The sequence below is a fragment of the Phaeobacter sp. BS52 genome, from assembly GCF_045040595.1.
Classification (GTDB): Bacteria; Pseudomonadota; Alphaproteobacteria; order Rhodobacterales; family Rhodobacteraceae; genus Phaeobacter; species Phaeobacter piscinae.
In genome coordinates this window covers 3090374-3104444 of the sequence record NZ_CP090662.1, presented here as the reverse complement: position 1 = coordinate 3104444, position 14071 = coordinate 3090374, and the positions used below count along the sequence as shown (strand labels likewise).

At 60.9% G+C, this 14071-nt stretch carries 8 protein-coding genes and 6 pseudogenes; 11 read left to right on the top strand and 3 right to left on the bottom strand.

The window, feature by feature from the left end:
* The first annotated feature begins 94 nt into the window (after window positions 1-94).
* The 4 genes and pseudogenes from leuS (at window position 95) to L0Z65_RS14940 (ending at window position 4931) form a co-directional block, all read left to right on the top strand.
* Window positions 95-2669, top strand: a pseudogene (gene leuS / locus L0Z65_RS14955) (leucine--tRNA ligase).
* A pseudogene (gene lptE, locus L0Z65_RS14950) lies at window positions 2656-3199 on the top strand (LPS assembly lipoprotein LptE). Before leuS ends, lptE begins: the two co-directional pseudogenes overlap by 14 nt.
* Window positions 3196-4223: pseudogene (holA, locus tag L0Z65_RS14945) on the top strand (DNA polymerase III subunit delta). The pseudogenes lptE and holA overlap by 4 nt, the downstream one beginning before the upstream one ends.
* Before the next feature lie 117 nt (window positions 4224-4340).
* Entirely contained in the window at window positions 4341-4931 is a 591-nt protein-coding gene (locus L0Z65_RS14940; protein ID WP_405108852.1) for a glutathione S-transferase family protein, read from the top strand.
* On the opposite strand, the gene L0Z65_RS14935 is transcribed toward L0Z65_RS14940, so the two are convergent.
* Complete coding sequence (locus L0Z65_RS14935; protein WP_405108849.1) at window positions 4904-6127, bottom strand: TIGR03862 family flavoprotein; 1224 nt, start codon at window positions 6125-6127, stop codon at window positions 4904-4906. The genes L0Z65_RS14940 and L0Z65_RS14935 overlap by 28 nt on opposite strands.
* Before the next feature lie 90 nt (window positions 6128-6217).
* On the opposite strand from L0Z65_RS14935, the gene L0Z65_RS14930 reads away from it, so the two are divergent.
* On the top strand, window positions 6218-6526 hold the full coding sequence (locus L0Z65_RS14930) for an HNH endonuclease (RefSeq protein WP_405108846.1): 309 nt from the start codon (window positions 6218-6220) through the stop codon (window positions 6524-6526).
* A gap of 11 nt (window positions 6527-6537) precedes the next feature.
* On the opposite strand, the gene L0Z65_RS14925 is transcribed toward L0Z65_RS14930, so the two are convergent.
* Both L0Z65_RS14925 and L0Z65_RS14920 read right to left on the bottom strand, forming a co-directional pair.
* Window positions 6538-7155 (bottom strand): enoyl-CoA hydratase/isomerase family protein, encoded by a 618-nt coding sequence (locus tag L0Z65_RS14925; protein ID WP_102897962.1) that lies wholly within the window; start codon window positions 7153-7155, stop codon window positions 6538-6540.
* Window positions 7152-7902 (bottom strand): annotated as a pseudogene (locus L0Z65_RS14920) (SDR family oxidoreductase). Before L0Z65_RS14920 ends, L0Z65_RS14925 begins: the two are co-directional and overlap by 4 nt.
* Window positions 7903-8034: 132 nt before the next feature.
* Here L0Z65_RS14920 and L0Z65_RS14915 point away from each other — a divergent pair.
* The 6 genes and pseudogenes from L0Z65_RS14915 (at window position 8035) to lpxK (ending at window position 14036) form a co-directional block, all read left to right on the top strand.
* Window positions 8035-9558, top strand: a complete 1524-nt coding sequence (locus L0Z65_RS14915; RefSeq protein ID WP_405108842.1) for a DUF2125 domain-containing protein — start codon at window positions 8035-8037, stop codon at window positions 9556-9558.
* A 122-nt stretch (window positions 9559-9680) separates the two neighbouring features.
* Window positions 9681-10142, top strand: a complete 462-nt coding sequence (locus tag L0Z65_RS14910; RefSeq protein WP_405108839.1) for a PmbA/TldA family metallopeptidase — start codon at window positions 9681-9683, stop codon at window positions 10140-10142.
* Window positions 10033-11027: pseudogene (locus L0Z65_RS14905) on the top strand (TldD/PmbA family protein). Before L0Z65_RS14910 ends, L0Z65_RS14905 begins: the two are co-directional and overlap by 110 nt.
* A pseudogene (locus tag L0Z65_RS14900) lies at window positions 11014-11818 on the top strand (inositol monophosphatase family protein). The pseudogenes L0Z65_RS14905 and L0Z65_RS14900 overlap by 14 nt, the downstream one beginning before the upstream one ends.
* A 30-nt stretch (window positions 11819-11848) precedes the next feature.
* Window positions 11849-13045: a 3-deoxy-D-manno-octulosonic acid transferase gene (locus L0Z65_RS14895; RefSeq protein WP_405108836.1), complete on the top strand. Its 1197-nt coding sequence runs from the start codon at window positions 11849-11851 to the stop codon at window positions 13043-13045.
* Window positions 13032-14036 carry a tetraacyldisaccharide 4'-kinase gene (lpxK, locus tag L0Z65_RS14890; protein ID WP_405108833.1) on the top strand — a complete coding sequence of 335 codons (1005 nt, stop codon included), beginning with the start codon at window positions 13032-13034 and terminating at the stop codon, window positions 14034-14036. The genes L0Z65_RS14895 and lpxK overlap by 14 nt, the downstream gene beginning before the upstream one ends.
* Window positions 14037-14071: the final 35 nt, after the last annotated feature.

Sequence of the window (14071 nt, the reverse complement as noted above, 5' to 3'; positions counted from 1 at the left end):
CCCTCATTCTGCCCTCTGGAACAGGCGGGCAAACATCACTATCACAAGCGCCAGGCCCCAAACCTGGCGTTTTTATCTACGAAGGACTGCTCTGATGCCCCGTTATGTTGCCCCGGAAATCGAAGCGCGCTGGCAGGAGGCCTGGGAGAAGGCCGGGATTTTTCAGGCAAAACGCTCTGCCGACAAGCCGAAATACTATGTGCTGGAGATGTTCCCCTACCCGTCGGGCAAGCTGCATATGGGGCATGTGCGCAACTACACGATGGGCGATGTGATCGCGCGCTACAAGCTCTCAACCGGGCATAGCGTTCTGCACCCGATGGGGTTCGATGCCTTTGGTATGCCCGCTGAAAACGCCGCAATGGCGAGCGGCGGCCACCCTAAGGATTGGACCTACGCGAATATCGACACGATGGTCGAGCAGATGAAGCCGCTGGGGCTGTCGCTGGACTGGTCGCGGATGTTCGCCACCTGTGACGAATCGTACTACGGCCAGCAACAGGCGCTGTTCCTCGACTTCCTTGAAAAAGGTTTGGTCTACCGCAAGAACGCTGTGGTGAACTGGGATCCGGTCGACATGACCGTGCTGGCAAACGAACAGGTCGAAGGCGGTCGTGGCTGGCGCTCCGGTGCGCTTGTCGAACGGCGCGAGCTGACACAGTGGTTTTTCAAGATCTCCGACTATTCGGATGAGCTGCTGACCGCTCTGGACACGCTGGAGAACTGGCCCGCCAAGGTGCGTCTGATGCAGGAAAACTGGATCGGCAAATCTCGCGGCCTCCAGTTCAGCTTTGCCCGCACCGACGGTGGTGATCCGATTGAGGTCTATACAACCCGTCCCGACACGTTGAACGGTGCGTCCTTTGTCGGCATCTCGCCCGACCACCCGATTGCCAAGGCCCTGGAAGCCGAATCGGAAGAGGTGGCAGCATTTGTTGCCGAGTGCCGGAAAGGCGGCACCACCGAAGAGGCCATCGAGACCGCCGAAAAGCTGGGTTATGACACCGGCATCCGCGTCAAACATCCGCTGAACCCGGACTGGGAGCTGCCGGTCTGGATCGCGAACTTCATTCTGATGGATTACGGCACCGGCGCAATCTTTGCCTGCCCGGCCCATGATCAGCGCGACTATGAGTTCGCGACCAAATACGATCTGCCGATCATCCCAGTGTTTGAGAACCCTGAGGACACCTCCCCTCTGACTGAGGCTTATGTCCCGACCAAGGCGGAGAAAGTCCGCTACATCAAGGGATTCGCGGGCAACGACGAACAAACCGGCGAAGAGGCTGTAAACGCAGCCGTCGACAAGGCGGAATCAGAAGGCTGGGGCGAAGGCGTGACCAAATTCCGCCTGCGCGACTGGGGTCTGTCCCGACAGCGCTACTGGGGTTGCCCGATTCCGGTGGTGCATTGCCCGGATTGCGGCGTGGTGCCCGAGAAAAAAGAAAACCTGCCCATCGCGCTGCCCTACGACGAGGATGGCAAGGCGATCGACTTCTCCGTTCCCGGCAATCCGCTGGATCGTCATCCCAGCTGGCGCAACTGCGCCTGCCCCGCCTGCGGCAAGCCTGCACAGCGCGAAACCGATACGATGGACACATTCGTCGATTCGTCGTGGTATTTCGCCCGCTTCACCGCGCCAGATGCGGATACGCCGACCCGGATGGAAGACGCCGAATACTGGATGAACGTCGATCAGTATATCGGCGGTGTCGAACATGCGATTCTGCACTTGCTCTATTCGCGCTTCTTTGCCCGCGCGATGCAGATCTGCGGCCACCTGCCGGAGAAGGCCATAGAGCCGTTTGATGCGCTGTTCACCCAAGGTATGGTGACCCACGCAATCTATGAGAATGCAGAGCGTCGCACCGAAAACGACCGCCCGATCTATCACTACCCCGAGGAAATCGAAGAACGGGACGGGGCAACCGTGGTCAAAGAGACCGGTGAAGCGGTCAAGGTCATCCCCTCGGCCAAGATGTCGAAGTCGAAAAACAACGTCGTCGATCCGCTCCACATCATCTCCTCCTACGGCGCGGATACGGCACGCTGGTTCGTGCTCTCCGATTCGCCGCCGGAACGAGACGTGGAGTGGACGGCTTCCGGGGCTGAGGCTGCGCATAAGCACCTGAACCGCGTCTGGAACCTCTGTGATCGCATTGGTGATATGGACGCCGGCGCCAGCGGCAACGGTGACGAGGATCTGCTGCGAGAAATGCACAAGGCGATCCGCGATGTCACCCTCAGCATCGAAACCTTCGGTTTCAATGCGGCAATTGCCAAGCTCTACAGCTTTACCAACACGCTGGCGAAATCGAAGGCCTAGCACCGCTGCTCAGAAACAGGCGATCATGACGCTGGCGCAGCTGATGTCGCCAATGACACCGCATCTTGCTGAGGATATCTGGAGCCATCAAGGCGGCGAAGGCCTCTGCGCGACGGCCCCCTGGCCGGTGGCGGACGATTCGATGCTGGTTGAAGACAGCGTGACCCTGCCGATCCAAATCAACGGCAAACGCCGGGGCGAAATCACCGTGGCCAAAGATCTAGCCAAGGATGAGGTTGAAAAACTCGCCCTCGCACACGAAGCTGTGCAAAAGGCGCTGAATGGCGGCGCTCCGAAAAAGGTGATCGTTGTGCCGGGTCGGATTGTGAATGTCGTGGCTTAACCTGAAATATCCGGCCGCATTGGCCGCTGCCTTTCTGGTGGCGGCTTGCGGCTTCACCCCCGTCTATGCACCGGGGGGCACCGGGTCCGCGCTTTATGGTGTGGTAGCGGTTCAGGCTCCGGAAACGATCGGGGCAACCGATGATTCCGATGCCTATTTTCTGGTTCAGAACCTTGAAACCCGGCTGGGGCGCGGGGGGGGGGGCTGACTATGCCCTGGATCTGAAGCTGCGCACCCAAAGCGAAGGGCAGGCCATTACCGCCGACAATGAAATCACGCGCTATTCGATCGTCGGGCAGGCCGCCTATGTGCTGACCCGGCAATCTGATGGTGCCATTGTCGCCAGTGGCGATGTGGAAAATTTCACTGGCTATTCCGCCACAGGCACCACGGTTGAAACGCTCGCCGGGGAACGTGATGCCCATCGACGCCTGATGGTTATCCTTGCAGATCAAATCACCACTGAACTGCTGAGCACTGCGGATCTTGCCACTTCCAGCAGCGAAAAGCCTGCGGTTGCCGCCAAATGAAACTGAGCCCACGCGAGGCGGACGGCTATTTTGCCAAACCGGATCCGGGCAAGACAGGCCTTTTGATCTACGGCCCCGACGCCATGCGCGTCTCGCTGAAACGTCAGCAAATGCTGGCGGCGCTGCTTGGCCCCGCCGCCGAAGAAGAGATGCGCCTGACCCGGATGCCCGCAGCGGACCTGCGCAAGGCCCGGCGTTGCTGATGGATGCGATGAAGGCGGTTGGCTTTTTCCCCGGCATCCGTGCCGTGTTTGTCGAAGACGCCAACGATACCGCCGCCCCTGCCGTGATCGCCGCACTTGACGCCTGGCAGCAAGGTGATGCGCAGATCATCGTGACAGCTGGGCAATTGAAAGCCACCTCGAAACTGCGCAAGGCGTTTGAGGGGCACCGCAACGCCTATGCGACCGGCATCTATGACGATCCTCCGTCACGTGGTGAAATCGAGCGTATTCTGGGCACGGCCCGTATTCGTGATGTGCCAGGGGACAGCATGTCTGCGCTGGTTGATATCGCCAATGAGATCGGCCCCGGTGATTTTTCCCGCATGGTGGAAAAACTCGCACTGTATAAATACGAGGACAGCACCCCGCTGACGCTTGACGATATTCAGGCCATCGCCCCGCAATCGACCGAAGCGGCAGTCGACGACATGCTCAATATCGTGGCCGAGGGGCGCGGCGCAGAAATCGGCCCGCTGATGGGGCGATTGCAGGCCCAGGGCACCAATGCGGTCACCCTCTGTATTGGGGCAACCCGCCATTTTCGGACGCTTTACACAATTGCCTCTGATCCGGGCGGTCCGGCGCAGGGTATTGGACGGCTGCGCCCACCGGCCTACGGCAAACGCCGCGACAGGCTGCTGCGGCAGGCCCAGAGCTGGGGCGCGTTCAAGCTTGAAACCGCGCTCACCTTGCTGACGGACACCGATCTGCAATTGCGCTCGGCAGGGCAAACCGCTCCGGCGCTTGCTCTGATGGAACGGGCATTGATCCAGCTCGCCCGCCTCAGCCGGGTAGGCTAAAACAATCATCACCTCAGACTATGAACGCGGCGTTCCTATCACGGCTGCTTGAGCATGTCTTGACCTCACAGCGGGAACCCGGTTCCGTTTCGGGCATAACCGCAGGGAGATTTCACCATGTACACCGTTATCGGCAAGCAGCTGACGCGCAGTTACCGCGTTCTTTGGGCGCTTGAGGAACTAGGCCAACCCTATGAGCTGAACCCCGCCTCGCCACAGAGCGACGATGTCGTCGCCCTCAACGCTTCAGGCAAGGTGCCCGTGTTCAAGGATGGTGAGGAGGTGATCACCGATTCGACCGCCATCATCACCTATCTTGCGGATAAACACGGCCAGCTGACCGCCCCTGCTGGCACCATCGCCCGCGCAAAACAGGACGCGATGACGAATCGTCTGCTCGATGAGCTGGACGCAGTGTTGTGGACTGGCGCACGCCACAGTTTTATCCTGCCCGAAGATAAGCGCGTGCCGGAGGTGAAGGACAGCCTGAAGTGGGAGTTTTCCCGCAATCTGGCGCAGCTGGAAACCTGCATGACCGGCCCATTTCTGATGGGGGAAGAGTTTACTATTCCCGACATCATCTGCACCCATTGCCTGAACTGGGCCTATAGCGCCAAATTCCCGATCGAGAGCGAGGCCATGCTGGCCTATAGCAAGCGGATGCGCGCGCGTCCCGCGTTTCAGGCGGTAGCGGCCTCGATCACATAGTCACCCGTCAGATATCGGACTGCTGACCGCCCTGCCCAGCGCCCTGTCGCAAGGCATGCGGTCAGCAAATATCCACCGGTCGGCGCTTCCCAGTCCAGCATTTCTCCGGCGCAGAATACGCCGGGGCGTTTGTGCAGCATTAGTCCGCCATCAACCGCCTCTGCCAGGACACCTCCGGCGGTGGAAATCGCTTCATCCAGCGGCCGCAGCCCCTGATGCCGGATCGGCACTGCCTTCAGCAACTGAGCCAGCGCCGCAGGTTCAGCCGGAAGCGGACGGGCAAATTCCTGTAGGATCGCCAGGCGCGGAGGTGTCAATTTTGTCACCTTTCGCAGATGGGTCGAGAGGCTGGATTTCCCCCGGGGGCGCGCCAGACGCGCGGCAACCTGCTCCTGCGACAGATCCGGCAACAAATCCATGTATAGCTCAGCCCCCTCCCGGACAGCAGCGCAGACCATATAGACACCGCCCCCTTCCAGGCCCTGCCTGGAAATGACCGCCTCGCCCCGCGACCGGGTTGATCCGGCATGCAGGGCAATCCCCTTCAACGGTGCCCCGAAATGAGGTGCCATGTGATTGGACCAGTGGACGAGCAATCCTGCATTGGCCGGTTGAAAGGGCGCCAGTGGCACATTCTCCCCTGCCAGAGTTGCAGCCCATACCCCGTCAGAGCCGAGCCGCGCCCAGCTGGCGCCCCCCATTGCCAACACTGTTGCTCCCGCTTTTATCACACGGGGACCATCCGGGGTTTCAAATTGCAAGGCGTCGCCATTCCAGCCCTGCCAGCGCCAGCGGGTGCGCCGTTCAACACCGTAGCCATCCAGACGGGCCAGCCATGCCCGCAACAGCGGCGAAGCCTTCATTTCGCGGGGGAAAACCCGTCCTGTGGTGCCCGTGAACAGGGTGCTGCCCAGCCCTGTTGCCCAAGCCATCACCTCTGCCGCGTCGCAGCCTGCAATCATCGGCGCCAGCCAGTCCGCAGCCTCGCCGTAGTGGCTAAGCAGGATCTCGCGCGCCTCATCCTTCGTCAGGTTCAGACCGGATTTCCCAGCCATCAGGAACTTTCGTGCAACGGACGGCTTCGCATCAACAACCAGCACGCGGCGACCGGCAGCCCCTAGTTCTTCAGCCGCCCGCAGACCAGCAGGTCCGGCGCCCACGACCACTGCGTCCCAGCTGTCCCGTTGATGTGTCAAATTGACAGTTCCTTACGTACTTATCCTTGCCGATCGCAACCGCCAGCGCATGTCTTACGGTTGAAACAGCCATACTGAGAGACTGCGCCAATGTCACCGTCTGCCGATATCGATCCGATATGCCCTCTGTGCCAACGGCCTATCCCTACGGACGTCGCTCAAAGCCTGCATCACCTGATCCCCAAACTGAAGGGCGGCAAGGGCGGACCGACGGTGCTACTGCACCATATCTGCCACAAAGAAATCCATGCAGCTCTCAGCGAGGCGGAACTGGCGCGGTCTTTCAATACGGTTGAAGCCCTGCGTCAGCATCCGAGATTGGCGAAATTCATCGCTTGGGTAAAAAAACGCCCGCCCTCCTTCCAGTCACGCGTACCCGGCGGACGGCGCAAACGCTGAAGCGCCGGGCGCTATACGCGGGTGCAATCCGCCAGAATTGCCTGCGCCATCTCCACCTCCGCCGCGAGGCTATCCGCCATCAGGTCCTGCGCCGTCGTCATCAGATCGCCAGCCGCGACAATACGATCAATCAATCCGAAGATATGCGCCTCCTCAGCGGTGATTTTCTGTCCAGCCGCCAGAATCATCTTCGTACGCGCAGGACCGATCAGCGCTGCCATCCGCCGCGCGTCAGAGGGTTGCGGACGATAGCCAAGCTTCATCACCGGGTAAAACACCTTGGCCGTTGGTACGGCGATACGCAAATCGCACGCCAGCGCCATGCCGTTCGCTCCACCCGCCAAAGTACCATTGAGCGCCGCCACCGTCAGACAGGGCAGATCCGCGATGGCACCCGATAGCTGCTCCCACAGGGGGGACGTCGCCAGCCCGGCTCGCGCCGCATCCAGATCTGCTCCAGCGCTGAAGACACGGCCAGCCCCGGTGATGATCAATCCGCGAGCCTCTTGTGCCCGCTCTGCAATATCACAGAGCTGTTCCAGCATCGCTACAGTCAGCGCATTCGCCTTGTCCGGCCGGTTCAGTGTCACCGTCCACAACCCGTTTTCGGCGATATCAAGGTCGATCATATCAGGCCGACCTGCCTGCGGATGCCCTCATCCCGTAGCGAGATTTCGGTGCCGACCAGATCGTCTGCCGCCTCAGTACACATCCACAGAAGGGCGCGCGCCAGCCACTCCGCCGGGATATGATCAGACCAATCCAGCTGGCTGACCGGATTGACGCCGCTCGCCTTGATCACCCGCTGCATCTCCGTCGCGACGGTGCCCGGCGACAGCCCCATGGCGCGGATGCCATTGGCCCCTTCTTCATGGTGCAGGCTACGGGTCAGCATCGCCGCGGCGGCCTTGGAAGAGCAATAGGCGCTCCAGCCTTCGACGGGATTATGCGCAGCCCCTGAACTGACGGTCAGCACAGTACCGCCGTCGAGCAGCCTTCATCCCGGGCAAAACTGCCCGCATTCCGTTGAAAACCCCGTTCACATTGATATCGATCAGCTGTGCCCAGTCCGCCGGATCAGCAGCCTCAAGCCGGGCAATGGGATCAACCACACCCGCGTTATTGATCAACACATCAATCCGCCCAAACTGCGCCTCGGTTTTGGCAACGGCCGCCGCAACAGCCGGATAGTCCGCCACATCACAGGCAAAGGTCAGCACGTTTCCGCCGATCTCTTTGGCAAGCGCGGTCAAGCTCTCCTCGCTCCTTGCCAGCAAGGCCAGATTGGCCCCGGCAGCAGCAAACACGCGGGCCGCATCGGCCCCGATCCCCCGGCTTGCACCGGTTATCACAACTGTCTTGCCCTTGATCTCCATAGTATTAATCTCCAAGTCCCTGTTTTGAAATGTGGTAGACTGGTTAGGGGGAACGGTCCAGAGCGATGCCCCCTTGACCCGGTACCTCCTCCGGCCAACCATGGCGCAAAATAGACCACGAAAGGTATACTTATGTCCGTTTTCCTCGCCCGCAGCAGCGGTGTTGCGATTGTTATGGCGTTTTCTGCCCAGGCGGCCCTGGCAGATGTAACGGCAAAAGACGTCTGGTCGGACTGGAAGTCCTACATGACTGCCACCGGCTATACCGTAAACGGCACCGAGACCATGTCCGGCGATACGTTGACCATATCGGATATCTCTATGGCCATGCCGGTCATGGAGGAGAACACTAACGGCACATTTACCCTGCCTGACATCAAATTCGTCGAAAACGGCGATGGCACTGTCAACATCATGCTGCCTGCTGAAATGCCGATCATGTTCAAAATTGACGGTCCCGAAGGCCCCGTCACTGGCACCGTTCTGTATTCCCACGATGGCAGCCCGATGCTTGTCTCCGGCGACGCGGATGAGATGACCTATGATTACGCCAGCGGCCTGATGAAAATCGCGCTGAAGGATCTGACGGTACCAGACGCCGACGTTCCGAAAGACGCGATCAAAGTCAGCATGACACTGACGGATGTGGTCACCAAGACCATCATGTCAAATGCAGATAGCCGCACCTACAACCAGACAATGACCAGTGAAACACTGAATTTTGACGCCTCGATCGACGTCCCTGAAGACGGAGGCACCGGTGCCTTCAAGGGGGCGATGCAGGGGGTGAACTTCACCGGCATCACAACTGTTCCTAACGGGTTGGAAAGCACCGACATGGCGGCACTGCTGCGCGGCGGTTTCAGCGCGGAAGGCACGTTCGACTTTGCCAGTGGCAACAGCGCAATCAATGGTCAGGATGGCGCGGATACATTTGCGTTGGAAAGCACTTCTGAAGGCGGAAAAATCGCCTTTGACATGGGCCTTGATGGGCTGACCTATGACGTGAAACAGAACCGGACGGAAACCAACATCACCAGTTCTGACCTGCCATTCCCGCTGGCGCTATCGATGGCTGAAGCCGGTTTCAAGCTGACCATGCCTGTTGCCAAATCCGATGAGGAACAGGACTTTGCGCTCGGCCTCGTCCTGCGCGACTTTGATGTGCCGGAAATGCTCTGGGCTATGGTGGATCCAACTGGCGCCCTGCCCCACGATCCGGCCACAATCGCACTGGATCTGGCAGGCAAGGCAAAGCTGGCCTTCGACTTCTTTGACCCCGAAGCCATGGCAGAGGTGGAGAACGGCGAACAGGCACCGGGTGAGCTGCACGCGCTGACCGTGAATTCGCTTGAAATCTCCGCCGCCGGGGCAAAGCTGACCGGTACCGGTGATTTTGCCTTCAACAATGACGATCTGAGCACCTTCGACGGCATGCCGGCACCCTCCGGTGAGGCAAATCTGACCCTCGCGGGCGCCAACACCCTGCTGGACAAGCTGATCGGCATGGGGCTGGTGTCGGACAGCGACGCCATGGGCGCGCGCATGATGATGGGCATGCTGGCAGTTCCGGGCGATGGCGAAGATACGCTGACCTCCAAGATCGAGGTGACCGAGGACGGACAGATCAAGGCAAACGGCCAGCGCATCAAGTAATCGCGACACAAGGCTGATCCCAGATTGGGGCCGCAATTTGCGGCCCCTTTTTTCGTCTGCGCTCTTGCAGCATCTGGCCGCGCTGGCTAGCTCTAGGTGACGTCCAACCCATGTAGGTGCCTATGACCCAGACCCCCGAAAGCCTAAGCCACGCACTCCTTGATGCCGCCCGCAAGGCCGGAGCTGATGCTGCCGATGCAATGGTGGCCGAAGGCAGCTCCCTTTCCATTGAGGTACGTCAAGGCACGCTAGAGCATGCTGAGCGGTCAGAAGGTGTTGATCTGGGATTGCGGGTCTTTGTCGGGCAACGTCAGGCCTGCGTTTCAGCCTCGGACATGCGGGCCGAAACCCTGACCGCTATGGCTGAGCGCGCCGTCGCCATGGCCCGCGAAGCACCCGAAGATCCCTATGCGGGCCTCGCCGAACCGGGGCAACTCGCCCGGGACTGGGATCTGGCGGCACTGGAGTTGTTTGATGCAAGCGCCGAACCGGCACCCGCTGCCCTGCAGGAGGATGCGCTTGCTGCTGAGGCTGCGGGCCTGGCTGTTAACGGCGTCACACAGGTGCAATCTGCGGCGGCCTAGCTACGGCACCCACAAGGTCCATATGGCGGCGACCAACGGATTCTCCGGCGGCTATCAGCGCAGCAGCCGGTCGACCTCCTGCACGGCGATTGCGGGCAGCGGTACAGGAATGGAACGCGACTACGATGGCGACTCCCGTACGTTTCAGGCCGACCTGCGCAGCGCCAAAGATATCGGAACAAAGGCCGGAGAGCGGGCAATCGAGCGGCTCGGCGCACGTAAGCCGGAAACCGGAAGCTATCCGGTGCTGTTTGACGAACGGGTTTCTTCCTCGCTGATCGGCCATCTGCTGGCGGCGGTGAACGGTGCCAGCATCGCCCGTGGCTCCTCCTGGCTGAAAGATGCGCTAGAGGCGCAGATCCTGCCTGCCCACCTCAGCGTGACGGAAGACCCCTTTCGTCCGCGCATCGCGGGTCCCGTCCGTTTGATGGCGAAGGCCTGGCAACGCAACGCCGCGCCATTATCGACAATGGAATCCTGACAGGATGGACGCTGGACCTTGCCTCGGCGCGCAAACTAAACATGCAAAGCACTGGCAACGCAGCGCGTGGTGTTGGATCAGTGCCCTCGCCATCCCAGTGGAACATCGCCCTGACGCAGGGCAAAGACAGCCGCCCCGATCTGATTTCCGGCATGGGCACCGGCCTGCTGGTGACCTCCATGATCGGATCGACCATCAACCCCAATACCGGCGATTATTCCCGTGGGGCCGCAGGGTTTTGGGTGGAGAATGGCGAAATTGCCTATCCGGTCAACGAATGCACCATTGCTGGCAATCTACGCGACATGCTGCGCAGCATCGTGCCCGCCAATGACGCCCGCAGCCACCTGTCTCGCGTGGTGCCTTCGCTGCTGGTCGAGGGGATGACCCTTGCCGGAAACTGATCTCTCCCTGCTGATCCGTGCGGCCGAGCAGGCAGGCGACATCGCCTGCCGCTATAGCGGTCCAGAGGCGCAGAAATGGGAGAAACCCGGTGGCGCTGGACCGGTGACCGAGGCTGACCTTGCCGTCAACGAGATGCTATCCGACGTGCTGCAAAAGGCGCGACCCAACTATGGCTGGCTGTCCGAGGAAAGCGAAGACACCGCAACGCGCCTTGACCGTGACAGGCTGTTCATTATTGACCCGATCGACGGCACCCGCAGCTTTGCCCAAGGGTCGCGCACCTGGGCCCATTCGCTGGCAATCGCCGAAGAGGGCGACGTCACCGCAGCGGTCATCTACCTGCCCCAGCGTGATCTGATGTATTGTGCGGCGCGCGGACAGGGCGCGACCTGCAACGGCGCAGAAATCCGGGTGTCTACACAAGCTGACCTCAACATGGCGAACGTGCTGGCTGCACGGCCTGTGCAGGACCCCAAACACTGGCAGAATGGTCAGGTGCCAGGCTTCAATCGCAGCCACCGACCCTCGCTGGCCTACCGTATGGCACGGGTTGCAGATGCAGGTTACGACGCGATGCTTACCCTCCGCCCCAGCTGGGAATGGGATATCGCCGCCGAGCGATCTGATCCTGCGTGAGGCAGGCGGATGTTGCAGTGATCGCTTCGGCGGGGATTTGCGATATAATAACCCGCTCCCGACCCTGAACGGTGTCGTCGCCGCGCCGCCGCGCCTGCATGACCAGCTGATCGCCGCGCTCGACCCGCAGAGTCCCGGCCTTCATCCGCTTTGACATGTGCCCCGCAGCAGGGCCCCTCTAGCCATGTCGAGACTTTCAGCCGCATCCGAACGCAGTCTCCGCTGGCCCGCCCGACCGGTGGGTGAGGTGCTATGGGTTCATGCCTCCTCGGCTGAGCGGTATCTGGCGCTTGGCGATCTGGGCAACCGGATGAAATCCCTGCGCCCCGATCTGTCTGTGCTGGTGACATGGAGCCGCAGCATCACCAACCGCCCGCCGGTTGACGGCTACGATCTGGCTGCGGGCCCACCGCCAGATGACAGCCCAGCAGAGGTGCGGATGTTTCTGGATCACTGGCGGCCCGACCTGATGATCTGGTCGGGCGGGGATCTCCGCCGCGGTCTTATGCGCCAGATGAGCGAACGCAACCTGGACAGTCTGCTGGTCGATATTGATGCCAGCGAACTGCCCGACCGCACCAGCCGCTGGTTGCCGGATCAACGGCGCAGGCTGTTTGAACGATTCACCGAAATCATGACCCCTTCGGATGAGGCACGGGCACAGCTGCTGCGCCTTGGCCTCGCCGCAGACCGGATCCAACGCACGGATCCCTTGCGATTGTCGACCACGCCCCCCGGCTGCAACAGTGATGAACTCACCCATATGCAAGCCACATTGGGCAGCCGCCCCGTCTGGTTTTCATCACAGACCGAGCTTGAGGATTTACCCACAATCCTGGATGCGCACCGCAGTGTGTTGCGCCTGTTGCACCGCCTGTTACTGGTCGTCGCCATGCGTGATGAGCAAGATTTGGCTGCAGCGCGCGATGCTATCATCAATAGCGGCCTGCAGTTGGCCGATTGGGACAGCGGCGAAGAGCCCGATGAATACACGCAGGTGCTGCTCAGCTCTGCCGAGGACAGTGGCCTGTGGTACCGGCTATCACCGTTGTGTCTGCTCGCAGGTAGCCTGGCGTCGCGCGCGAACGGGCAGAACCCATTGGATGCGGCAGCTCTTGGTTCCGCGGTCCTGCACGGACCGGGTTTGGGTACCTATGGCCCCCTCTATGAGCGCCTGACTGAGGTTGGCGCCGCGCAGAAGGTCGATAACGCCGAGGATCTGGCACAGGGCGTGCTGAGCCTGTCAGCACCAGATCGCGCCGCCGAGATGGCACTGGCAGGCTGGCAGGTCGTCACCGAAGGCGCCAGCATGACCGATCACCTGATGGATCGCGTCCAGGAGCTTCTGGACAAGCGAGAGGACAGATATGAAAGCCCCTGATTTCTGGCACAAACCAGCCGGACAATTCGATATTCGCAAAACCCTGCTGTCCCCGCTGGGCCATATCTATGCCCGTGCTACCGCAAAACGGCTGGCTAGCGGCACCCCGCGAACTGTGGGTGTGCCGGTGATTTGCGTCGGCAATATCAATGCTGGCGGCACCGGCAAAACACCGACAGTTATCTGGTTTCTGGAACGCTTGCGTGACATGGGGCACGAACCGCATGTGGTGACGCGCGGCTATGGTGGCACGCTTGAGGGGCCAGTGCAGGTGGATCCCGGACGCCATCGCGCCAGTCAGGTTGGCGACGAACCGCTGTTGCTGGCCGCCTTTGGTGAGGTCTGGAAAGCAGAGGATCGCGCCGCCGGAGCAAAGGCCGCGGCGGCTGCAGGGGCGACGGTCATTGTCTTGGACGATGGTTTTCAGAACCCGGCGGTGCACAAGGATCTCTCGGTTGTTGTGGTCGATGCTGATCGTGGGTTCGGCAATGGGCATTGCCTGCCCGCTGGGCCGCTGCGCGAACCGGTCACAACGGGTCTGGCCCGTGCCGATCTGGTTTTGTCACTGGGGCAACCCGAGGCGCAGGCTCGGTTCCGGGCAGCATGGCAGAACGCACTGACGGCTTGCCCACATTACACCGGTGTGCTTGAGCCGCTGAAAACCGGCATGCCTTGGGGTGGCACGCCCGTTTTGGCCTTTGCCGGCATTGGTCATCCACAGAAATTTTTCGACACGCTGCGCGAGCTTGGCGCCGATCTGCGCCGTAGCGAAGCCCTGGACGACCACCAGCCGCTTTCCACTGCGCTGATGACCCGACTGGAAACAGAGGCCAAGCTGATCGGCGCGCAAATGGTTACCACCGAGAAGGACGCCGTCCGCCTGCCGGAGAGTTTCCGCAATAAGGTGATCACCCTGCCGGTACGTCTGCAGATCAGCAATGATGAGGCGCTCTTGGCGCGACTTCGCGAGATTGCGCCACCGCCGCCGTAGCCACATCTGCAGACAACACAACGAAAAAACCCGCC

Coding starts and splice junctions, on each gene's coding strand:
- L0Z65_RS14915 (WP_405108842.1), top strand. CDS start 8,035: ATGTCCGTTTTCCTCGCCCGCAGCAGCGGTGTTGCGATTGTTATGGCG.
- L0Z65_RS14930 (WP_405108846.1), top strand. CDS start 6,218: ATGTCACCGTCTGCCGATATCGATCCGATATGCCCTCTGTGCCAACGG.
- L0Z65_RS14925 (WP_102897962.1), bottom strand. CDS start 7,155: ATGATCGACCTTGATATCGCCGAAAACGGGTTGTGGACGGTGACACTG.
- lpxK (WP_405108833.1), top strand. CDS start 13,032: ATGAAAGCCCCTGATTTCTGGCACAAACCAGCCGGACAATTCGATATT.
- L0Z65_RS14910 (WP_405108839.1), top strand. CDS start 9,681: ATGACCCAGACCCCCGAAAGCCTAAGCCACGCACTCCTTGATGCCGCC.
- L0Z65_RS14895 (WP_405108836.1), top strand. CDS start 11,849: ATGTCGAGACTTTCAGCCGCATCCGAACGCAGTCTCCGCTGGCCCGCC.
- L0Z65_RS14940 (WP_405108852.1), top strand. CDS start 4,341: ATGTACACCGTTATCGGCAAGCAGCTGACGCGCAGTTACCGCGTTCTT.